We start from the raw sequence: 20,045 nt of genomic DNA on the forward strand, positions 1-20,045 counted from the left end.
AACGTGCTTGGTCATCGGAACCAACTGAGCTCTCTTCAGGACGCACCGCACTCGGATCGGAGACCGAGTCGGAGCGAGCGGCAGCGGCGGGCACGGTGCACGAGACTACCCCGGCCGCTTCCCGCCGCCGCGTGGCACACGCGCGTCGCCGGTCTCACAGGTACTGGCCGGAACCGCCGGTGACGTGACCGGCTTGACCGCCGCGCGGGTCGGCGGCGTTGAGGCCGGGCGGTAGCGCGCCTTGGCGCATCTGTTCGAGCTGGGCGCGCGCGGCCATCTGCTGGGCGAACAGCGCGGTCTGGATGCCGTGGAACAGGCCCTCCAGCCAGCCGACCAGCTGGGCCTGCGCGATCCGCAGCTCGGCGTCGGTCGGGACGGCGTCGTCGGTGAACGGCAAGGTGAGCCGCTCGAGTTCCTCCCGCAGTTCCGGGGCGAGGCCCTGCTCCAGCTCCCGCACGGAGGACGTGTGGATCTCCTTCAGGCGATTGCGGCTGGCCTCGTCCAGCGGGGCGGCGCGCACCTCCTCGAGCAGCTGCTTGATCATGGTGCCGATGCGCATGACCTTCGCGGGCTGCTCGACCATGTCGGCGAGCGATTCGCCGGAGTCGTCCCGATCGCCCGACTCGTCCTTGTTATCGTCGGTCACGACCTGCGCGGTGAAGGGAGCCCCCGGTCCGGCCGCCGCCGGGATGGCCAACGGCCTGCCGTCGGGTCCGACAACGACGATGTGGTCCGGTGCCTCGTCCGAGTGCGTCATGGTCCCTATCATGTCGTGTTCGCTCCGAACGCGCTAAGCCGGTGTTCCGCGGACGGGGCACACTGGGCAGGGCGCGGCGCGTGTCGCTGGTACGCACCGCCCTGGGAGCCGGCGTTCTATTCTGTTCGGGTCGTGTGATTCGGATTTGTCGAAAGTCGGTCGCCATGCTGAGTCCCAGGTCGCTGTGCTCTCGCCACGATGTGGAGGGGAACGCGGTTACACAGGCTCGCCTGCTGCCCTTAGAGTGGCCAGCATGACTTACGACGTCGCGCGGGTTCGGGGCCTGATACCGTCCCTGGGCGACGGCTGGATCCATCTCGACCCGCAAGCGGGCATGCTGATCCCGGACGCGGTATCCCGGGCCGTTTCAACGGGTTTCCGAACTTCTTCCTTCTCGCATATCGGCCGAACCGCCGCGGCCGTGCGCAGCGCGGCGATTCTGGACGCGGCCCGCGAGGCCGTCGCGGACCTGGTCGGCGGTGACCCGGCGGGTGTCGTGCTCGGTCCCGACCGTGCGGTCCTGCTGGCCTGGCTGGCCGAATCGCTGAGTTCCCGCCTCGGACTCGGCACCGGCATCGTGTTGTCCAGGCTGGACGACGAGGCCAATGTCGCGCCGTGGCTGCGCATCGCCAACCGCTACGGCGCGCACGTGCGCTGGGCCGAGGTGGAGATCGAGACCTGCGAGATGCCGTCCTGGCAGTTCGAGGAGCTGATCGGACCGACTGCGCGGCTGGTCGCCCTCACCGCCGCCTCGCCCATCGTCGGCTCGGCGCCCGCCGTGCGGGTTGCCGCGGACCGGGTGCACGAGGTGGGCGGCCTGCTGGTGGCCGACGCGTTCGGCGCCGCGCCCTACGCGCTCATCGACATCGAGGAACTGAACGCCGACGTCGTCGCGTTGAGCGCACCGGCGTGGGGCGGTCCGCAGATCGGCGCGCTGGTCTTCCGTGACCCCGCGTTCCTGGATCGGATCCCGTCCATGTCGCTCAACCCCTATGCGAAGGGCGCCGAGCGGCTCGAGGTCGGCGGGCACCAATACGCGCTGCTCGCGGGCCTGACCACTTCGATCGATTTCCTGGCCGGGCTGGACGAGCGGGCCCACGGCACCCGGCGCGAGCGGCTGGAGATGTCGATCACCTCGTTGCAGGACTACCACGACCAGCTGTTCGAGCACCTGATGAGCATGCTCGACTCGATCCCGAGCCTCACCGTGATCGGCCGCGCGTCCACCCGCATTCCCACGGTCAGCTTCACGCTCGCGGGCATGCAGGCGGAGAAGGTCGCGGCGAAGCTCGCCGACAACCGGATCGGCACGGTGAGCGGTGTGCACGGCGGCAGCAGGCTGCTGGACGCGCTCGGCGTCAACGACGAGGGCGGCGCGGTGACCATCGGGCTCGCGCCCTACACCACCAAGTTCGAGATCGATCAGCTCGGCAGGGCGCTGCTGGCGCTGGAGTGAGCGCCGCTCAGAGTTCCGCCACCCGCAGCACGACCTTGCCGACCACCTCGCCGGAGTCCAGCAGCCGGTGCGCTTCGGCGGCCTCCTCGATCGGCAGTTCGGCCGCGATGACGGGCGCCACCGTGCCGTCGGCGATCAACGGCCACAGCTGCCCGCGCACCTCCGCCACGATCTCGGCCTTGCCGCCCGCTCCGGTCGCGGGCCTCGCGCGCACGTTGGTGGCGTGGACGGCGCCCCACTTGCGCAACAGGGCGCCCAGGTTCAGTTCGGCGGTCACTCCGCCCTGCATGCCGATCACCACGAGGCGGCCGTGCTCGGCCAGCGCGTCGACGTTGCGTCCCAGGTAGGCCGCGCCCATGTTGTCGAGGATGACGTCCGCGCCGGAGCCGCCGGCGCCCGAGCGCTCGGCACGCACGACCGCGACGAAGTCGTCCTCTTTGTAGTTGATCAGCACGTCCGCCCCGAGTTCCGCGCAGCGCGCCAGCTTCTCGGCCGATCCGGCGGTCACCGCGACGCGCGCGCCGAGAGCCTTGGCGACCTGGATGGCGTGCGTACCGATCCCGCTGCCGCCGCCGTGGATCAGCACCAGCTGGTTGGCCCGCAGGCCCGCGGTCATCACCAGGTTCGACCACACGGTCGCCGCCACCTCGGGCAGCCCGGCCGCCGCGCCCAGGTCCAGGCCGTCCGGCACCGGAAGCACCTGGGTGGCGGCCACCACGACCCGCTCGGCGTAGCCGCCGCCGGACAGCAGCGCGCACACTCGATCGCCGACCGCCCAGTCGCGCACTCCGTCGCCGATTCCGGCGATCACGCCGGAGCATTCCAGGCCGAGTAGCGGGCTGGCTCCCGGCGGGGGCGGGTAGAAGCCCTGACGCTGCAACAGATCGGCCCGGTTGACACCCGCGGCGGCCACCTCGATCAGCACTTCTCCGTGTCCCGGCTTCGGCTCCGGCACTTCGGCCAAGACCATGACATCGGGACCGCCGAAACCGTTCAGATCTATAGCGCGCACCATGCCATAGTGCTCCGCGCGGACGGACGGCCGCGCCCTGGCCCCCGGAGCCGTCCTTTCCGGACCGATCCGGCAAGCGGCCTGCGGTGACCGGCGTCACGGACTACCGTTCCGGTGATGAGTGGCGGCTTCATCGATTTCCAGAACGAGATCTACCTCGGCGGTCTGGGCGGCGTGAGACCCGAATTGCCCATGACCGCAGCGGGTCTGGAGTCGCTGGCGCGGGAGCGGCTGGATCCGGCCGCCTTCGCCTACGTGGCGGGCAGCGCGTCCGCGGAGCGCACCGCCGCCGCCAACCGATCCGCCTTCGACCGCTACCGCATCCTGCCGCGGATGCTGCGCGGCTCCACCGGCCCCGGCGCACGGGATCTGTCCGTCGAGGTGCTCGGCACGAAACTGGCCGCGCCCGTGCTCACCGCGCCGGTCGGCGTCCTGGAACTCCTGCACGAGGGCGGCGAGGTGATCGTGGCGGAGGTGACCAAGGAACTCGGCCTCGGCACGGTGCTGTCCACGGCCGCTTCCTCCACCATCGAGGACGTCGGCGCGGCGGCCGGTGCGTGGTGGTATCAGCTGTATTGGCCCGCGGATGACGAACTGGCCTGCTCTTTCGTCCGGCGCGCCGAGCAGGCCGGAGCTTCGGCGATCGTGGTCACCGTGGACACTCCGACCCTCGGCTGGCGGCCGCGCGACCTGGAGCAGGCGCACCTGCCGTTCCTGCACGGCAAGGGCATCGCCAACTACCTGTCCGACCCGGTGTTCCGGGCCAAGCTGCCCGCCGCGCCGGAGGAGAGCGAGGAGGCGATGCGGACGGCCATCCTCACCTGGGTCGGCCTGTTCGGCAACCACACGCTGCGGCTCGCGGACCTCGCGCTGCTGCGCGAATGGACGGATCTCCCGATCGCGGTGAAAGGCATCCTGCACCCGGACGACGCGCGTCAGGCAGTGGATGCCGGCGCCGATGCGGTGGTGGTGAGCAATCACGGCGGCCGCCAAGTGGACGGCTCGATCGCGGCGCTGGACGCGCTGCCCGCGGTGGTGGCCACCATCGGCGACCGCGCCGACGTCCTGTTCGACTCCGGCCTGCGCACCGGTTCCGACGTGCTCGTGGCGCTGGCCCTGGGTGCGAAGGCGGTGCTGTACGGGCGGCCGTGGGCCTATGGCCTCGGGCTCGCGGGCGCCGCGGGGGTACGGCACGCGCTGCGCACGTTGCTCGCCGATTTCGACACCACCCTCGGCCTCGCCGGATGCACCAGCCCGGCCGCGGTGAACCGCGCACTGCTGTCCACGGTGCGCTGACCTGCGAGAGTTGCCCATTTCGGCAGTTCGTCGCGCATAGAATGACCACCGTGCATCCCGAACCGAGCGGTCGCGTCGTGGCCGAGCCCCGCTGGCTCACCCCGGCCCAGCAGCGCGCCTGGCGCGCGTACATGGACGGCCACCAGCGCCTGATGACGGCACTGAATCGTCAGCTGCAACGTGACAGCGACCTGACCGTCGCCGAATACCGGATCCTGGTCCTGCTCTCCGAGGCGCCCGACCGCTCGTTGCGGATGAGCGAGCTGGCCGACGGCGTGCTGTCCTCGCGCAGCAAGCTGACCCACCAGATCCGGCGGCTGGAGGCACAGAAGATGGTCCGCCGCAACACCTGCCTGGAGGACGGCCGCGGCGTGCTCGCCGAACTCACCGACGAGGGCCTGCGCCGCCTGCAAACCGCCGCGCCCGGCCACGTCGAAGCCGTCCGCCGCCATTTCATCGACCTGCTGGCTCCGGCCCAGCTCGAGGTGATCGCCGACGTCTTCGGCCGCGTCGACGAGGAAATCGGCAAGCACTCCGGCTGAGCCGTCCGCTACGATCAGGTCCCTGGAGACGTGGCAGAGCGGCCGAATGCACTCGCCTTGAAAGCGAGCGTCGCGAGAGCGACCGGGGGTTCAAATCCCTCCGTCTCCGCTCCACTCGTCGCTGGCTCATGCTCATGGAGAGCATGAGCCGGGCTCGTTTCGCAATGCTTTGTGGGGGTGCAACCCCCACACCCCTCCCGGCGGGCTTCGCCCCCGGACCCCCGCTGTGAGTTGGGCCGGGTCTTTCGCTGCTGGCTGGGTCACATTGCTGGTCCGGGCACCCGCTGATGGCCGGGGTTGCCGTTGACGGTTGGACCTTCAGTTGTTGGCTCGGCACTGTCCCGTTGGAACCGTCGCTGGTTATAGTCCCATGCCCACGCGGAAGTCTCTGCGGACGAAATTCGGCCGGATGTCCATGTCGGGTGGGTCGTAGTAGCGGTGGAAGGTCGGGGTCAGGCCGGAGGAGATCGGCGGGTTGATCCAGGACCAGTCGGTGGGGCAGGCTCGGCCCGCGGCTTCCTCGCGCTCGACGTGATCGCAGAACTGTTTGGCGACGGTGTGATGGTCGACGATGTACACGCCCGCCTTGCGGAAGCTGTGCAGCACCGCGCGGTTGAGTTCGACCAGAGCCTGATCGCGCCAGAGGTTGCGCTCTGCCCGGGTGTCCAGGCACATCATCTCCGCGATGAGCGGGAGCATGTTGTAGCGGTTGGTGTCGCTGAGATTGCGCGCACCGATCTCCGCGCCCAGATACCAGCCGTTGAACGGTGCGAACGGATAGGTCATGCCGCCGATCTCGAGATTCATGTCGGACACCGCGGGCAGCGCGTGCCAGCGCAGGCCCAGTCCGGCGAACCACTCGAACTCGGGATGCTCTAGTTCCACCTCGCGTGCGAGTTCGGGCGGGATGTCGAACCAGCGAACCGGCTCGTCCGGGGTACTGATCAGCAGCGGAAGGATATCGAAAGGCGTTCCGGCGCCGCGCCACCCGAGCTTCATCGCGAATTCGGTGAGCTCGACGTTGGCGGCGTCGCCGGTGACCGTCCCGTCCCCGTTGCGGTAGCCCGCGTAGCGGATGATCTGCGGGCTGACGATGCGGAACTCGCGCCCGTCCGGTTGCCGCGGCGGCCCGACGGTGATCATCGACTGAATAGCGCCGTTGTTGGCGGCCATGTGCAGGTGCTGCCAGCAGACCTCGGCCAGGTCGCGCGCCGAGCGGACCCGCCGGGCGTCGAGCAATTTCAACGAGCGCCAATGCTTGCGGCCGACGCAGCGGGCGTGATTGCGCCAGGCGAGTTTGGCTCCGATCAGGATCTCCTCGGCGGTCTGGAGGTAGGAGCCGGTCTGTTCGAGCTGCTCCAGCGCGCAGCGTCGGCGCTGCGCGCTCAGGTGCGCCAATTCGGGCAGCCGGAAGAACTCGTCGCACTCCCGCATCCGGCGTTCCAGATCGGGCAGGAAAGGATTTGTGTCCGGTTGGTTCTCGATCGAGGAGACGGGCGACACTGGATTCACGGTTTTCTCCGGTCGGGCATAGGTGCTGCGATGAAACAGACGAATCGAGCAGAGAATTCGCGCGGGAAGCGCAGCGGGGACCGCTTCTTCGGGGTGGCCCGCGCATGGCAGATGCCACGGATTAGCTTTGATTCGAGGCCGACTCAGGAGACACGGGGGCCGTCGCGACTGTGAACCGGGCGGCCGGTCTGCACGGTGCGGTGCAGCGCAGTGCGGTGACCTCGGCGCCGATAGTGTGGATGCGCGATCATGCCCGTCCTAGTTCGATACCCGGAAAAGGCTCGGCGCTCAGCGTACGGCGGGTGTGCTGATGGTGTGCCGCGATTTGCTGGATTTGCTGGATCGCCCCGAGACGCGGACCGGTGTCGGTGCGGTCGAGTATCGTTGACGTGTCTGCATTTCGGGGGTCGAGGGGTTCGCTCGTGCGCAGTGTCATCGGAATGACCATCACCGTCGTGGCTCTGCACGTCCTCGGCTGGGGGACGCTGCTGCTGTTCGTCGCGCCGAACCATTATGTGATCGACGGTTCGGTGTTCGGCATCGGTCTCGGGGTGACGGCGTACACGCTCGGCATGCGGCACGCGTTCGATGCCGACCACATCGCCGCCATCGACAACACCACTCGAAAATTGGTGGCGGAGAGCGGGAAGCAAAAGGTCCGGACAGTCGGCTTCTGGTTCGCGCTGGGCCACTCCACGGTCGTGTTCGTACTCGTGGCCGTGCTCGCCTTCGGTGTGCGGGCGCTGGCGTCCACCTTGGCGGACGAGGATTCGGCCCTGCAACGCTGGACGGGCTTGTGGGGCACCAGCGTCTCCGGCACATTCCTGATCCTGATCGGTCTGCTCAATCTGGCGTCGCTGGTCGGCATCTGGCGCGTGTTCCGGCAGATGCGCCGCGGCGAATTCGACGAGGCGCAGCTGGAACGGCAGTTGGACAGCCGGGGCCTGCTCAACCGGCTGCTGCGACCGGTGCTCGGCCTCGTCCGCAGGCCGCGGCACATGTATCCGGTGGGCGTGCTGTTCGGCCTCGGCTTCGACACCGTCACCGAGGTCGGGCTGCTCGTGATCGCGGGCGGCGCGGCGGCGACCGGGCTGCCCTGGTATTCCATCCTGGTACTGCCCGTGCTCTTCTCGGCGGGCATGGCGCTGTTCGACTCGCTGGACGGTTCGTTCATGAGCTTCGCCTACGACTGGGCCTTCGCCGAGCCGGTGCGGAAGATCTACTACAACTTGGTGATCACCGGACTGTCGGTGGCCGTGGCGCTGTTGATCGGTGGGCAGGAGATCGTCTCGATCTTCGCCGAGCGGCTCGAGGTCCGATCGGGCGTCGTCGCCTGGATCGGAAATCTCGACCTCGGTGATCTCGGGTTCATCATCGTCGGGCTGTTCGTGCTCACCTGGGCGGTCGCCGTCGCGGTGTGGCGTTTCGCCGGCGTGGAGCGGCGCTGGCAGGACGGTCTGCCCGCCCGGTGAGCACGGTGCGTGGTCTTCGACACGTCGACGGCCTTCCTGCGGCCATCGAAGTCTCTGGCAGGATGGTCGGCATGCTGTGTCGCGGGGTGCGGCGTTGGCTTTCCAGCGCTCTGATCAGTGCCGCACTCGTTTCCGGTGTGGTGTCATTCGGTGCACCCCAGGTCACGGCGGCGCCCGGCAATCCGCCGCCGGTCAACACCGGATCGTCGGACGGTCCCGGCCCGGCCGAGCCGACCAGTAAACAGCCCTCGACGCCGCGAATCGAGCGCATCGAACCGATCAACGATCGGTGGCTGCGGGTCTACGTCGCCTCGCCCGCGATGAGCCGGGTGGTCGAAGTGCAGGTGTTGCTGCCACGCGACCAGTCGCGCCCGCGTCCCACCGTGTACATGCTCGACGGCCGCAGCGCGAGCCCCGACAGCAACAACTGGACCGAACTCGGGCACGCCGACCGTTTCTACGCCGACAAGGACGTCAACGTCGTGCTCACCGTCGGCGGGCCGGCCAGCTTCTACACCGACTGGCAGCAGCCGGACCCGGTGCTCGGCACCAACAAGTGGGAGACATTCCTGACCAAGGAGTTGCCGCCGCTGATCGACGCGAAGTTCGACGGCAACGGCACCAACGCGGTGATGGGCGTCTCGATGGGCGCGGAGGCCGCGATGATGCTCGCGTTCCGGCAGCCGACGCTCTACAAAGCCATCGGGGCGCACAGCGGCTGCTTCTCGATGGGCACCGACATCGGCCAGGCGCAGGCGCGGGCGGTGGTGGCCACCTACATGGGCGAGCCGGACAACATGTTCGGCAAGCAGGACGACCCGGACTGGCTGGCGCACGACGTCACCCTGCACGCGGACGCGTTGCGGGGCAAGACGATCTACCTGTCGGTCGGCAGCGGCCTGCCCGGTGTGCACGACGTGCCGGGGACGCCGAATGTCGACCTGCCCAGCGCCATCACGTTCGGCGGCCCGCTGGAGGCCGCCACCAACGCCTGCACCCGGCGGCTCACCGACCGGCTGCGGTCGCTCGGCATCCCGGTCACCGCGCACTTCCGGGCCACCGGCACGCACTCCTGGCCGTACTGGGAGGACGAGCTCGCCCTCTCCTGGCCCACGATCGCGCCCGCGATAGGCGTCCGCTAACCAAGGAACCGGGCGAGCACCTCCGGGGCGCTGGCGAAGCTCAGGAACAGGTCGTTCTCGTGCGGGTCGCCGATGGTGACGCGCACCCCGTCGGTCCCGTACGGCCGCACCAGTACCCCGGCCGCCGCGCTGGCCTCGCCGAACTCGGCGCTGCGCGCGCCCAGCGGCAGCCAGACGAAGTTCGCCTCACTCGGCGGCACCGGGTATCCCGCCGCCACCAGCGCGTCGCGCACCCGCTCGCGTTCGACGACCAGAACGTCCGTGCGATCCAGCAATTCGTGGCGTGACTCCAGCGACGCGATCGCCGCCGCCTGCGCGAGCCTGCTCACGCTGAACGGGATGTGCACCTTCAGCAGCGCCGTGATCACGGCCGGATCGCCCACCGCGTAGCCCACCCGCAACCCGGCCAGGCCGTACGCCTTGGAGAAGGTGCGCAGCACAACCACATTGGGTCTGGTTCGGCCGATCTCGACGCCGTCGGGGCGGTCGGCGAGCCGGACGTATTCGTAGTACGCCTCATCGAGCACCACCAGCACGTGCGACGGCACGGCGTCGAGGAACCGGACCAGCTCGGTTCGGCCTACCGCGGTGCCGGTCGGGTTGTTCGGGTTGCAGACGAAGATCAACTTGGTCCGCTCGGTCACGGCGGCGGCCAGCGCGTCCAGATCGTGCACCTGACCGGCCGTGAGCGGCACCTGCACCGCGGTGGCGTTGCCCACCTTGGTCACGATCGGATACGCCTCGAACGAGCGCCACGCGTACAGCACCTCGTCCGACGGTGACGAGCAGGTGATCTGCACCAGCTCCTGGCACAGCGCCACGCTGCCGCAGCCGACCGCGACATTCTCGAAGCCGACCCCGAGGAACTCGGCCAGCGCCGTCCGCAACTCGGTCACCTGATTGTCCGGATACCGGTTGGCCAGCTCGGCCGCTTCGGCGATGGCTTTGGCGGCGGCGGGCAGCGGACCGACGGTCGTCTCGTTGCTGGCCAGCTTGACCGCGCCGGGATTGCTGCGGCCGGGGGTGTACGCCGGGATCGATTCGAGGTCCGGCCGGATCTGCGCTGTCACACTCCAACCCTAATCGGCGCCGGAAAAGCCCGATCGGCGTACCGGAAATTCTTTGGGATATAGCCCCTCACGTGCAACTTCTACCGAAGTTCAGCAACTCGCCCTACGCTGGTTTCATGTCGGGCACCTACGACGATTTGGCCCCGCTGCGGGCGAGCGACCAGGAAGACGAGCGGCCGGCCAGCGGTGGGCAGGTGCCCATCACGGTGGTGGAGCCGGATGGAAACGCCCGGGGCGGCATCGTGCTGCTGCACGAGTCGCGCGAGTTCTCCGGCGCGTTACGCGACCTGATGAACGCGCTGGCCGGCGAGGGCTGGACGGTGGTCGCGCCCAAACTCTTCCATCGGGGCGACGGTGAACCCGGCGCCGGGGTCTTCGGCGACGAGCTGTTCGCGGACTTCGACGCCTGCTTCGACTGGCTCACCCGGCGGGGGGTGTTCCCCGACACCATCGGCGTGCTCGGGTTCGACTCCGCGGGCACCGCCGCGTTCCTGGTCGCGACCAATCGCCCGATCGGCGCCGCGGTGAGCGTCGCGGCGCACGGCATCACCGAGCCGCTCACCGAGCAGGCCGACGCCCTCGTGCGCGCCGCGCCCAACCTGCAGGCGCCGTGGCTGGGCCTGTTCGGCGTCGACGACCCATCCACCCCGCCCGCCCAGGTGGACGAGCTACGCGACGCGACCGCCCGCGCCGCGGTCGCCAGCCTGGTGGTCACCTACTCCGGCCTGCACCACCGGGCCGACACCTTCGAGGCGGACGACGGCGACGCGGTCGATTCGCAGACCAGAATCTTCGATTGGTTCGACAGCAACCTACGCTGACCAGCCGTTTTGTGATCTGGTCGGTAGCTCCTGTAACCTTTCTGCTCGGCGGTTCGAAAGGACCGGTGCCCTCGAAGAGAAGGCTCCAGGAGGCGTGCCAGAGCGGCCGAATGGGACTCACTGCTAATGAGTTGTCCCTTCACGGGGACCGGAGGTTCAAATCCTCTCGCCTCCGCCACACCCGGGAAACCGGGTACAACTGAATAACACATGCGCCCGTAGCTCAACGGATAGAGCATCTGACTACGGATCAGAAGGTTAGGGGTTCGAATCCCTTCGGGCGCACGCAGGTAGAAGGCCCCTCCGGTAGCAGCGGAGGGGCCTTCTCGCATCTCTGACGACACCGTTTGACGACAATGTCACTCGAACAGCGCGTCCATCCCCGTCACCGCGTGCGCTGCACCGCGTCGATCACATCCATGTAGGTGCCCGTCGTCTCCACGCCCATCGTGAACAACAACGTCGCGCAGGGGTGCCGCAGATCGTGCAATCGGATCGGCCGGGCACCCGCCTTCTCTACCAGCTGAGCGAAAGCGCGGTTGACGTTCCGCGGCTTTAGCGGGGTGCCCTGGGCCGAGGTGAAGACCAAGCCGAGCTTGTTCGCCTCCGCAACACGGCGATTCTGAAGCTGATCCCAGCGATGCTGCCGAAGTATCCGCACCAGCTTGTCGGGCCGAGGAACGGGAGTTTTCCGACGCTTCAGTCTTCAACTCGTGCAGCGCCAGCGTGCCGCCGACCCGGTACAGCGCCTTCTCCAGACCGATCCGTCCCGCCAGCAGGTCGACGTCCGACCACCGCAGCCCGAGCGCTTCACCCAGATGCAAACCGACCGCGAGGGCCATCGACCACAGCGCACACCGACGCTGACAGCCGTAGCCGACTTACCTCCCGCAGCCGAGCACGAATCGGGCGGTACTCTGCCCGGTCCACCGGCTGGTCCCCGCGCAGTCTCGGTGGCAGCCTGTGCCTACGGATCAGAAAGGTCGGGCGTTCAAGCCTCTTGAGCGCACACCAGGTAGCGGTTGGTGGACCGGTGGCCGGGGCACGATGAACGACCGCCGGGTGTAGGCGGTCGTGGGAGGTGGCCGAGGCCGATATCTTGCGGCTCGACCGCCGGGATCCGTAGCATCGTCGGCGTGAGCGATGGGGGGACGCCGGCCTCCGGCCAGAACATCTCAGTGGTGCCCGAGAAGGTTCGTGATGTCGGGCGGCATGTCTACGAGCTGGCCGATGCACTGCGCGCGGCACTGGACTCCGCCACGCGAGATGTGGACGCGGTCGTCAACGGCAGCTGGACCGGGGGCTTGGCGGCGGAGTTCGCCAACGGTTGGACCGATGTCCGCGATGGTGGTAGTCAGATCATCACTGCCCTTGTCGAGATGGCGGAGAAGCTCGGCGTCACGGCCGAGACCTATCGGGTTCGCGATGAGAACAACGCCTCGGCGCTGAGCGCTTCGAGCCTGGCTTTGCCATGAGCGAGTTCTCTGTCAACCTTGATGACCTCGATCAGATCGTGACCCGGTTGTCCGGTCTTGCTGGATTCATCAGCGAACATCTCGACGACATCGATGACAAGGTCGCCACCCTGGCCGGAACTGGGTGGGAAAGTGTTGCTGCTCAGGCATATTCCAACGCTCATCGGCAATGGATGACCGGAGCACGTGAGTTTGCCGACGGTGTACGGGAAATGAGCGATGCCGCTCGGAAAGCACATACCAGGTACAGCACTGCCGCCGACATCAATAGGCAGATGCTGCAAGGCGGGTGAGCCGTGGGCGACACGTGGGTCATCGACTCCGGCATGTACCTCGATGCCTCGAAGAAATGCCAACAGTTGGCTGGTGACATCTCGTTAGCGCTGGGGCCACTGCATCGTGCGCTCGTCAACGAGTGTGGCGGTATGGCCGGTGATCACGAGAAGTCCCAGGCATGGACCACCAGTTACGACCAGCACGCCCGTGACATCGTCACGCTCGCCGCGAGTCTGTGCAATGCGCTGCAACGTTTCGGCGATGTACTGGCCGCCAGTGGATACAACTGGTGGCAGTCGAACCGATCCACCGCCAGCGGCACGGAACCCGCGCGCCCCACCGAATCCGAGCCATTCTACGACTCGGGCATGGCTCTGCCCACCACAGCCAAGGGTGACAACGGCTCCGGAATCGACACCTCGATCACCGGGCTCCTGGAACAAGTGGGAAAAATCCCAAACGGAGACGTGGCCAAGCTCGGTATCGCAAAAGACGCCTGGAAAACTTTCGCCGACAACACGACAATTACCACGGCAGCCGACCGCATCAAGGGTGTCAACGCGAAATTCATCGGCAGCACGGACCCCAACATACGAGACCTCGAAGAGAAGCTGGGCACCCTGCAGCGCGCGGCGGAACTACTGCCACAGGCAGCCATGGCGCTGGCTGGACCTGTCAGGGACCATCACGAAGCCCTCAGTACGATGCGTCACGATGTCGAAGCAGCCGTTGCGGACGCTGCCAAAGAAATCGCTGGCGCAATTGTCATTACGGTGGCGCTCGTCGGAGTCCTCGCGGTCCTGTCCGCGGGTACCGCGGCCGCCCCCGCTGCCGCTGGTGGCGCCGCTGTCACTGCGGAAATCGTCACCACAACTGCCGGAATCATTCGCAACACCGTCTCCATCAGCCGTGTCCTGATCATCTTCGGCGCAGTTGTCGCAACTGGGACCGCTACCGGCGTCTTCACCGCCATCCCTGACCTTACTCAGAATGGCATCAACACCGCGCTAGCAAGCATCGCGGCAATGACCGTCAAAATTATCGACGAGGATGACGAACCCGCTGGTCCTTCCAATTCGAGTAATACACCCGGAACCGCTGAGTACCAAAAGCGTGTGGAGGAATTGGCACAGGACCCGGCGAAAAATGGAAAGGTGAGCCCACAATCGAGGCGGGAGGCCGAGGTCGGGCTGGCCAACGAGAACGCCGGAAAGGTCGGACCGCTCGAGCGAGCTCCGCTCGGTCCGAACGGGGAGGACCAAGGAGAGTTCATAGACAAAGATACAAATACACGTTGGGATGTGAAAAGCTCGCCGGATGTCATTCCCGACTACCGACCGGCGGAAGTCGCGGGAAAGCCGATCCCCAACCCGCAGACTGACCAGGAATTCATCGATATGATCGAGGATTCTCTGGCGGATGGTGAGGGTGTCATGATCGATGAAAGCGGGATGACGCCTGCTCGTAGAGCTCATCTGAAGGAGTTGGTGGAGAATAATCCGCAATGGCAAGGAAAGGTGCTCTGGTAGCAATGACCACTGTGCGCGGTCGTTCGTTGGACAGCGTTCGTCGTTGGCCCGATGACCCGGCGGCTCACCGAGCGCTGGCAAACTATCTGGAGGGTCTCCCCGCCAGCCCATCGGCGGAGCAGACGACGTCATCACTTCTCAACGGCCACGGACTCGATTTCGCAGGGTCGGACCTGTCCGGTCTGGACCTGCTTGGAGCAGAGCTCAGCGAATCAACACTGAGGCGTGTGCTGCTTGTTGGAGCCGATCTGTATACAGCTTGGCTTATCGGGGCTCAACTCTCGGAAGCTGACCTCAGCGGCGCCGATCTTCGGAAGGTCCAGGGTCGCGGCTGCCACGCTCGCAACGCAAAGCTGTGTGACGCCGACTTGCAGGGAGCGGACTTCAGTCAGTCCGATTTTCTCGCCGCGGACGTCCGCGGCGCACGACTGCAACGAGCCTCGTTCTCTGGATCGGATCTACGTGACGCCGATCTTCGGGATTGTGTATTCGGACGAACAAGACTTTCGAGGGCGCGGATGGCGGGCTGCGCTGTCGACGGCGTCAGCGGCTTGGTGATCGGGCCCGTCGACATCGGTACTGACACTCCGCACCTGCTGGATGGGCCGGACTTGCTGAGTTGGTTCACGTCCAACGGCGCTGCGGACGTCGAGGTCCGCCAACCCGCATAGTCCTGTGCGGTTCGCCTGGGCAGGATGGCGCGATAGTGCTACTGCCGCCAGTCGGCCGCGATATCGGTCGCCGAAGCTATCCGATTTCACCAATATGTTCGGCAACCCGGCGGCGCAGTGTTTCGTATCGTAGGCGGGTGCTCTCGTATGAGAGGCAGTACGCACGAGTGGAGGCGTATCGACCTGCCTTCGCTTTCGGCTCGGTAAGCGTCGTTCCCTCGGGAAACTGCTCGCATGTGAGGTCGATTGCCTCACCATCCACGACGTTGAAATAGTGCGACACCGTCGAAGTACTGGGCAGGGTCGCGATCGTATTCACGAGATCGCCGCCGAGATAATCTTGGACGACACATGCTGTGACGGCACACTGACCTTTCGCGCCGTTACGTGCAGTCCAGTCCTGAGCGCTGCTCGTATCCGCGGACCACGACTTCTGGAGCGCGCGTTCGAGTGCCGCGAGCTTCTCCAGACCCACCAGCCCAACGTACCGCGTACTAACGCTCACGAGTGGCACACCCTCGAGAGGTCTTCTCGGCCGATGCCGCAGTGGTGTGCCACTCGTGGTTACTTCCAGGCGGGGAGAGTGGGGAGGTCGCCGGTGAGGTCGGTGCCGGGGGTGCGGCCGAGGAGCCAGGCGGCGAGGGAGGCTGCTGGGCCGGAGATGGTGTCGGTGGGGGAGGGGCCGATGGGGGCGGTGAAGTCGGTGTCGGTGGCCTGGATGGTGATGGCAAGGGGGGTGTCGGCGGTGAGGCGGGTGAGGTCGGCGGTGGCCTGGGGGAGGATGCGGGCTACGAAGGAGGCGGGCCAGTCGGCGGGGTGGTAGTCCGCGTTCAGGTCTACGTGGTGAATTTCGACCTCTTGCAGGCGCATCCACAGGACTTCGGTTGCGGGGATGGGGCGGCCCTGGCGGGTGCGGACCTGCGCTCGCCATGCGTCGTCGGTGAGGGAGCGTGCGAGGCCGAGAAAACGGGTCGCGGCGACCTCGTTGTCGGCGAGCTGTTCGGCGAGTGGACGGGGTGCGCCCGCCTCGATGTCGGCGTCGCGCAGGAAAGGGCTGGCGTATTGGGGGATTTCGACGCCGGTGTGCGCCCACAGCAGGAGGTTCACCAAGCTGTCGGCGTTGCGGGCGAGGTGCGCGAGGACGTGGCCGCGGGTCCAGCCGGGCAGGAGGGAGGGCTCGGTGACGGCGTGCTCGTCGAGGCCGCGGATGGTGTCGAGCAGGCGTGCGGTCGCCTCGGCGACGGTGTCGAGGTGCACGGGAGTCTGCGAGGCGGTGGTCACGGTTTCGACCCTAGCGATGCGAGACCCGGTCCGCCGCGAACGACGGGCCGGACCCAGCTGATCGAAGGTCATCGGAACTGTTGTGGGCCTGCGTGTTGTGCCTTCGGTCGTTACCGGTGTCGTCGGCGCTGGATGACGCACGAGACACCGGATGGCGTCGGCTCCGACAGGGGCTCAACGCCGGCGCTACATGCAAGCCCGCAGCACCGACATCCGACAACTCCGTGGTCGCACTCGAGGGGAGATCGCCGGACCCGGGCGTTTCGGTGCAGGGCGGTGAATCTCCGGCGTGCCGCCGTCGTGGGCGACAAGCCGTGATTCCGCCCAGGACTGGCAGCGGGCTGGGGCGGTCTGTGACGAGCGCGATCGCCGCTCGCGACGATCCATCCGCTTCGGCGGCATGACGGCTCGCCGGTTCGGCAGGTAGCCGGACAGACCACGGCGGCCTGGAAGCCCGCCCGGCGATCTACCCGCCGACGATCGCGTCGGCCTCGATCTCGACCAGCAATGCCGGGGTGATCAGCGCCTTGATCTCGTACATAGCCGTCGCGGGACGGATCTCGCCGAAGACTTCGGCGTGCGCCTTGGCGACCTCGGGCCAGCGGGCGATATCGGTGACGAAGATGCGGGTGCGCACCACGTCGGCCAGGCTCGCGCCGGCCTCTTCCAGCGCGGACGCGATGCGTCGCAGGGTTTCCCTGGTCTGCTCGCCGATGTCGTCGCCGCCGACCGCCGTGCCGCCGGGAGCCGAAGCGGTGGTCCCGCTGACCGCGATGACATCGCCGAGCCGGACCGCCCGCGAGTAGCCGACGATGTCTTCGAACTCCGAACCCGAGGAGATGTTCACGCGATCACTCATGCGCGACAGCATCCCACGGCGCTCGGCGCGGGTGCGTCATCGCGCTCTGTCGGCACCCGCGTGAGGCGAATCTCCGCAGTCGTTCCGAACGCGGTCAGAGCAACCGGGAAGTGTCGGCCGGTTCCGCCGCCGGTCACCCGCCCTAGATCCGCCACCAGATCGCCGAACCGTGTGCACACCCGCACCGGTCGATGAGTACTCTCCGCCTTCGCAGGTACTTGGAGTGCTGTCCGGTCCCGCCGCTGGTCGAATGCCCGGCATGCGTCACCGGATCGCCGAACTCCCCCATCGGCCCGTCAGCTCGACTCCCGGCCCTCCACGATCACCGCGGCGGCCAGCGCGAACAACCACAGCGACATCGCGCCCACCTGGATCCGCTGGGCGATGCCGAGGGCGTAGTTCCCGGGCAGGTTGTCGGCCACCAGCATCCACACCGTCGCCAGCGAGCCGATCACCAGCACGACCAGCCCGGATTCGCGCAGCACCCGCCAGCGTCGATAGCGGAACGCGGCGAGGCTGAAGGCGAAGGCGGCGACCGCGATCGAGGTGACCGCCAGCGTGCTCGTCAGCGCGTGCGGCTGATGCAGTTGCGGAAATAGTTCGCTCGGGCCGCCGCACCCGCTCTCACCGGGGACGCAGTCGTGCAGCGGCAGCAGCACGTCGGCGACGGTCGCCGCGCCGAAGCAGAACAGCGCGATCCAGCCGACGTTGGTCAGTCTGCGGCGCGGGAACAACACCAGGCCCGCGATCGCCGCGGGCGCGAGGACCACCCCGACGATCAGGTCGGCGGTCGCGAACACCTCCCGGTACGGCTTGCCCTCCGCGTCCAGTTCGCTGAGGAACGTGTCGACCGGGTCGAGGTCGATGCCGAGCACGAACTGCAGCACCCAGGACGAGTAGCAGATCCCAGCGATCGCGATCGCCGCGGCGACCAGCACCATCGCCGGTCGTACGCGCCGAACAGCGATCTCCGGGCCACTCGTCACGCCTTCATTCTGCTGGTCGCTCGAGCGCGCCGGACAGCGGCGGGCCGCACACGTCATTACCATCCGGCACACAGGGTCTTGTCAGCTTCGCCCGGCACGCTGGTCGACAGCTGCAACTCGAGGAGGTCCCCATGCTCGGTTTCGCGACTGCCGCAGCCGGAATCGCGGTCATGACGGTGATGGTGGCGTCCGGCTATCTGGCCGCCCACGCTCCGCGTTCACTCGTGCGGGTGCGACACCGCTGACAGCGCGGCCTGCACGCGGTCGGCCGCACTGACGGGATCTTCGTGCTCCCAGACGCGGACCACGTGCCATCCCGCGGCGATGAGCGCCGCGTCGGTGGCCCGGTCCCTGGCCACGTTGCCCGCCAGTTTGGCCGCCCACCACTCGGCGTTGTTCTTCGGGTCGGTGGCGTGCTGTGGGCAGCGGTGCCAGAAGCACCCGTCCACGTAGACCGCGATGCGCCTGCGCGGGAACACCAGGTCGGCGCGCCTGCGCTGTCCTCGGATCGGCGCGCGATCGACGAAGTAGCGCAACCCGCGCCGGTGCAGTTCCCGGCGCAGCGCCAGCTCCGGATCGGTTCCGGTGCGCCGTTGACGCGCCATCCTCGCACTGGTGGCCGCGTCGGTGGTGGGCCTGCGGGTCATGCCGCCCATCCACCCATTCGATCGAGATGGCTTTCTACGTCGGCGAGGAAGCCGGGCGGAAAGCGCAGACTGCCCATGGTGGTGCGGCGCAGGAATCCGGCCGTCGCGCGGGCGGAGAGCAACTGCGCGTCGGTGAGGAAGTGGGCCAGGTCCTCGTACGGCTCGTGCACCGGCCAGGTGGAAACCGGCACCCGATAGGCGGCACCGTTGTGTCCCCATGCGGCGACCGGCCACGGAGTGCCCGGCGACAGCGGTTGCTCGCCGGAGATCGGTGCGAGCGGAGCGGCCAGCCGGGACCCGACCCAGGCCGCCATTCGCACGCTCACCGCGTTGCCGACCAGTTTCCAGCGGTGGCCCTTCCTGATGCCGGGCACGTCGGTCGCGGGCGCCGTCCAGCCCGCGTCGAAACCTTGCAGACGTTCGGCGTCGGCGATGCCGGGCGTGACGATCTCCCCGGACGGCAGCCGCACCGCGGGCGGGCTGGCGATGCCGAGCGCGGAGCCGCCCTTCAGGGTCGGAACCGCGTTCACCGCCCAGCCAAGTCCGCGCACCCCCTCGGTCCAGTAGAAGCCGCACGGATCGATCTCGGGATCGCCGATCGCGCGGGGACCGGCGTCCTCGCCGAACAGCACCCCGCGCGGGTCCTCGGTGCGGGACGCCAGCATCAGCACCCGCTGCCTGCGCTGGGGCAGGCCGAACGCGCGGGCGTCCACCACCCGGTAGGCCCAGGTGTAGCCGAGCTCGTCGAGCGCGCCCGTGATGTGCCGCATGGCCGCGCCGCGGCCGAGTTGCAGCATGAACGGCACGTTCTCGATCAGCAGCCAGCGTGGGCCCCGCTTCCGGCGTACCAGGCGGAACACCTCGTCGACCAGACCCGAGCGCGCGCCGGTGATACCGGCGGTGCGCCCCGCCTGGGAGAGGTCCTGGCACGGGAATCCCGCCGCGACCAGTTCCGTTCCCGCCGGGATGGCGCGGAGTCTGGTGATGTCGGAATGCAGCGGCACGTCCGGGAAACGGGCGGCGAGCACGCCTTGGGCTCCGGGCTCGATCTCGCACAGCAACTCGGTGTGCCAGCCGTGCCTGCCGAGGCCGAGCTCGAGTCCGCCGATCCCGGCGAACAGCCCGACCATCCGCGCGCCCGTCAACGACCTTCCCTTTCTCGCGTCCACACCGGACGCCGCCCGCGCGTCCTGTGCCCGGGGAGCAGGTTACTCGAGTCGTCCGAGGCGTTCCCCGAACAT

At 67.8% G+C, this 20,045-nt stretch carries 21 protein-coding genes and 3 tRNA genes; 13 read left to right on the top strand and 11 right to left on the bottom strand.

From position 1 onward, the window contains the following. Nucleotides 1-154: 154 nt before the first annotated feature. Entirely contained in the window at nucleotides 155-757 is a 603-nt protein-coding gene (locus tag ACL03I_RS28150) for a bacterial proteasome activator family protein (RefSeq protein WP_355073058.1), read from the bottom strand. Between the two features lie 253 nt (nucleotides 758-1,010). Between ACL03I_RS28150 and ACL03I_RS28155 the strand changes: the two genes are divergently transcribed. Continuing rightward, nucleotides 1,011-2,213 carry a cysteine desulfurase-like protein gene (locus ACL03I_RS28155; RefSeq protein ID WP_355073057.1) on the top strand — a complete coding sequence of 401 codons (1,203 nt, stop codon included), beginning with the start codon at nucleotides 1,011-1,013 and terminating at the stop codon, nucleotides 2,211-2,213. Nucleotides 2,214-2,220: 7 nt separating this feature from the next. Here ACL03I_RS28155 and ACL03I_RS28160 read toward each other — a convergent pair whose 3' ends face one another. Further along, on the bottom strand, nucleotides 2,221-3,228 hold the full coding sequence (locus ACL03I_RS28160) for an NAD(P)H-quinone oxidoreductase (protein WP_412807361.1): 1,008 nt from the start codon (nucleotides 3,226-3,228) through the stop codon (nucleotides 2,221-2,223). 114 nt (nucleotides 3,229-3,342) lie between these two features. Here ACL03I_RS28160 and ACL03I_RS28165 point away from each other — a divergent pair, with 114 nt between their 5' ends. The 3 genes from ACL03I_RS28165 (at nucleotide 3,343) to ACL03I_RS28175 (ending at nucleotide 5,172) form a co-directional block, all read left to right on the top strand. Next, entirely contained in the window at nucleotides 3,343-4,521 is a 1,179-nt protein-coding gene (locus ACL03I_RS28165) for an alpha-hydroxy-acid oxidizing protein (protein WP_412807362.1), read from the top strand. Between the two features lie 41 nt (nucleotides 4,522-4,562). Next, nucleotides 4,563-5,063, top strand: a complete 501-nt coding sequence (locus tag ACL03I_RS28170) for a MarR family winged helix-turn-helix transcriptional regulator (protein WP_412807363.1) — start codon at nucleotides 4,563-4,565, stop codon at nucleotides 5,061-5,063. Nucleotides 5,064-5,087: 24 nt separating this feature from the next. After that, nucleotides 5,088-5,172, top strand: a tRNA-Ser gene (locus tag ACL03I_RS28175). 251 nt (nucleotides 5,173-5,423) lie between these two features. Here ACL03I_RS28175 and ACL03I_RS28180 read toward each other — a convergent pair. Then, nucleotides 5,424-6,497, bottom strand: coding sequence for a nitric oxide synthase oxygenase (locus ACL03I_RS28180; RefSeq protein WP_412807403.1), 1,074 nt, complete (start codon nucleotides 6,495-6,497; stop codon nucleotides 5,424-5,426). A 467-nt stretch (nucleotides 6,498-6,964) separates the two neighbouring features. Between ACL03I_RS28180 and nicT the strand changes: the two genes are divergently transcribed. Further along, on the top strand, nucleotides 6,965-8,047 hold the full coding sequence (gene nicT, locus ACL03I_RS28185; RefSeq protein WP_459561390.1) for a Nickel transporter NicT: 1,083 nt from the start codon (nucleotides 6,965-6,967) through the stop codon (nucleotides 8,045-8,047). Nucleotides 8,048-8,118: 71 nt separating this feature from the next. Then, nucleotides 8,119-9,189, top strand: a complete 1,071-nt coding sequence (locus ACL03I_RS28190; RefSeq protein WP_379249927.1) for an alpha/beta hydrolase — start codon at nucleotides 8,119-8,121, stop codon at nucleotides 9,187-9,189. Here ACL03I_RS28190 and hisC read toward each other — a convergent pair. Further along, nucleotides 9,186-10,259 carry a histidinol-phosphate transaminase gene (gene hisC, locus ACL03I_RS28195; protein WP_355073049.1) on the bottom strand — a complete coding sequence of 358 codons (1,074 nt, stop codon included), beginning with the start codon at nucleotides 10,257-10,259 and terminating at the stop codon, nucleotides 9,186-9,188. The two genes, ACL03I_RS28190 and hisC, sit on opposite strands and share 4 nt — an antisense overlap. A 116-nt stretch (nucleotides 10,260-10,375) precedes the next feature. On the opposite strand from hisC, the gene ACL03I_RS28200 reads away from it, so the two are divergent. The 3 genes from ACL03I_RS28200 (at nucleotide 10,376) to ACL03I_RS28210 (ending at nucleotide 11,365) form a co-directional block, all read left to right on the top strand. Then, nucleotides 10,376-11,080 (top strand): dienelactone hydrolase family protein, encoded by a 705-nt coding sequence (locus tag ACL03I_RS28200; protein WP_355073048.1) that lies wholly within the window; start codon nucleotides 10,376-10,378, stop codon nucleotides 11,078-11,080. A gap of 88 nt (nucleotides 11,081-11,168) precedes the next feature. Continuing rightward, nucleotides 11,169-11,258 (top strand) — tRNA-Ser (locus ACL03I_RS28205). A 34-nt stretch (nucleotides 11,259-11,292) separates the two neighbouring features. Beyond that, nucleotides 11,293-11,365: transfer RNA gene (locus tag ACL03I_RS28210), tRNA-Arg, on the top strand. A 100-nt stretch (nucleotides 11,366-11,465) separates the two neighbouring features. Here ACL03I_RS28210 and ACL03I_RS28215 read toward each other — a convergent pair. Next, nucleotides 11,466-11,741 (bottom strand): tyrosine-type recombinase/integrase, encoded by a 276-nt coding sequence (locus ACL03I_RS28215; RefSeq protein ID WP_412807365.1) that lies wholly within the window; start codon nucleotides 11,739-11,741, stop codon nucleotides 11,466-11,468. Nucleotides 11,742-12,216: 475 nt separating this feature from the next. On the opposite strand from ACL03I_RS28215, the gene ACL03I_RS28220 reads away from it, so the two are divergent. The 4 genes from ACL03I_RS28220 to ACL03I_RS28235 are packed head-to-tail and all read left to right on the top strand — an operon-like array spanning nucleotide 12,217 to nucleotide 15,031. Next, on the top strand, nucleotides 12,217-12,555 hold the full coding sequence (locus ACL03I_RS28220) for a type VII secretion target (protein WP_412807366.1): 339 nt from the start codon (nucleotides 12,217-12,219) through the stop codon (nucleotides 12,553-12,555). Further along, nucleotides 12,552-12,848 carry a WXG100 family type VII secretion target gene (locus ACL03I_RS28225; RefSeq protein WP_412807367.1) on the top strand — a complete coding sequence of 99 codons (297 nt, stop codon included), beginning with the start codon at nucleotides 12,552-12,554 and terminating at the stop codon, nucleotides 12,846-12,848. Before ACL03I_RS28220 ends, ACL03I_RS28225 begins: the two co-directional genes overlap by 4 nt. A 3-nt stretch (nucleotides 12,849-12,851) precedes the next feature. Continuing rightward, nucleotides 12,852-14,360, top strand: a complete 1,509-nt coding sequence (locus ACL03I_RS28230) for a hypothetical protein (RefSeq protein WP_412807368.1) — start codon at nucleotides 12,852-12,854, stop codon at nucleotides 14,358-14,360. Between the two features lie 2 nt (nucleotides 14,361-14,362). Beyond that, on the top strand, nucleotides 14,363-15,031 hold the full coding sequence (locus ACL03I_RS28235; protein WP_412807369.1) for a pentapeptide repeat-containing protein: 669 nt from the start codon (nucleotides 14,363-14,365) through the stop codon (nucleotides 15,029-15,031). A gap of 76 nt (nucleotides 15,032-15,107) precedes the next feature. Here ACL03I_RS28235 and ACL03I_RS28240 read toward each other — a convergent pair whose 3' ends face one another. The 6 genes from ACL03I_RS28240 to ACL03I_RS28265 form a co-directional block, all read right to left on the bottom strand. Beyond that, nucleotides 15,108-15,506 carry a YunG family protein gene (locus ACL03I_RS28240; protein WP_412807370.1) on the bottom strand — a complete coding sequence of 133 codons (399 nt, stop codon included), beginning with the start codon at nucleotides 15,504-15,506 and terminating at the stop codon, nucleotides 15,108-15,110. An 89-nt stretch (nucleotides 15,507-15,595) separates the two neighbouring features. Continuing rightward, on the bottom strand, nucleotides 15,596-16,312 hold the full coding sequence (locus ACL03I_RS28245; RefSeq protein WP_412807371.1) for a maleylpyruvate isomerase family mycothiol-dependent enzyme: 717 nt from the start codon (nucleotides 16,310-16,312) through the stop codon (nucleotides 15,596-15,598). Between the two features lie 466 nt (nucleotides 16,313-16,778). Continuing rightward, nucleotides 16,779-17,171 (bottom strand): RidA family protein, encoded by a 393-nt coding sequence (locus ACL03I_RS28250; protein WP_355073044.1) that lies wholly within the window; start codon nucleotides 17,169-17,171, stop codon nucleotides 16,779-16,781. A gap of 296 nt (nucleotides 17,172-17,467) precedes the next feature. Then, complete coding sequence (locus ACL03I_RS28255; RefSeq protein WP_412807372.1) at nucleotides 17,468-18,157, bottom strand: DUF998 domain-containing protein; 690 nt, start codon at nucleotides 18,155-18,157, stop codon at nucleotides 17,468-17,470. Between the two features lie 218 nt (nucleotides 18,158-18,375). Further along, complete coding sequence (locus tag ACL03I_RS28260) at nucleotides 18,376-18,804, bottom strand: very short patch repair endonuclease (protein ID WP_412807404.1); 429 nt, start codon at nucleotides 18,802-18,804, stop codon at nucleotides 18,376-18,378. Next, nucleotides 18,801-19,934 (bottom strand): DNA cytosine methyltransferase, encoded by a 1,134-nt coding sequence (locus ACL03I_RS28265; protein WP_412807405.1) that lies wholly within the window; start codon nucleotides 19,932-19,934, stop codon nucleotides 18,801-18,803. Before ACL03I_RS28265 ends, ACL03I_RS28260 begins: the two co-directional genes overlap by 4 nt. Between the last annotated feature and the right edge of the window lie 111 nt (nucleotides 19,935-20,045).

The organism is Nocardia sichangensis (assembly GCF_047200615.1).
In the GTDB taxonomy this organism is placed as follows: Bacteria; Actinomycetota; Actinomycetes; order Mycobacteriales; family Mycobacteriaceae; genus Nocardia; species Nocardia sichangensis.

Coding starts and splice junctions, on each gene's coding strand:
- ACL03I_RS28150 (WP_355073058.1), bottom strand. CDS start 757: ATGACGCACTCGGACGAGGCACCGGACCACATCGTCGTTGTCGGACCC.
- ACL03I_RS28155 (WP_355073057.1), top strand. CDS start 1,011: ATGACTTACGACGTCGCGCGGGTTCGGGGCCTGATACCGTCCCTGGGC.
- ACL03I_RS28160 (WP_412807361.1), bottom strand. CDS start 3,228: ATGGTGCGCGCTATAGATCTGAACGGTTTCGGCGGTCCCGATGTCATG.
- ACL03I_RS28165 (WP_412807362.1), top strand. CDS start 3,343: ATGAGTGGCGGCTTCATCGATTTCCAGAACGAGATCTACCTCGGCGGT.
- ACL03I_RS28170 (WP_412807363.1), top strand. CDS start 4,563: ATGACCACCGTGCATCCCGAACCGAGCGGTCGCGTCGTGGCCGAGCCC.
- ACL03I_RS28180 (WP_412807403.1), bottom strand. CDS start 6,497: ATGCGGGAGTGCGACGAGTTCTTCCGGCTGCCCGAATTGGCGCACCTG.
- ACL03I_RS28190 (WP_379249927.1), top strand. CDS start 8,119: ATGCTGTGTCGCGGGGTGCGGCGTTGGCTTTCCAGCGCTCTGATCAGT.
- ACL03I_RS28200 (WP_355073048.1), top strand. CDS start 10,376: ATGTCGGGCACCTACGACGATTTGGCCCCGCTGCGGGCGAGCGACCAG.
- ACL03I_RS28225 (WP_412807367.1), top strand. CDS start 12,552: ATGAGCGAGTTCTCTGTCAACCTTGATGACCTCGATCAGATCGTGACC.
- ACL03I_RS28235 (WP_412807369.1), top strand. CDS start 14,363: ATGACCACTGTGCGCGGTCGTTCGTTGGACAGCGTTCGTCGTTGGCCC.
- ACL03I_RS28250 (WP_355073044.1), bottom strand. CDS start 17,171: ATGAGTGATCGCGTGAACATCTCCTCGGGTTCGGAGTTCGAAGACATC.
- ACL03I_RS28260 (WP_412807404.1), bottom strand. CDS start 18,804: ATGACCCGCAGGCCCACCACCGACGCGGCCACCAGTGCGAGGATGGCG.
- ACL03I_RS28265 (WP_412807405.1), bottom strand. CDS start 19,934: ATGGTCGGGCTGTTCGCCGGGATCGGCGGACTCGAGCTCGGCCTCGGC.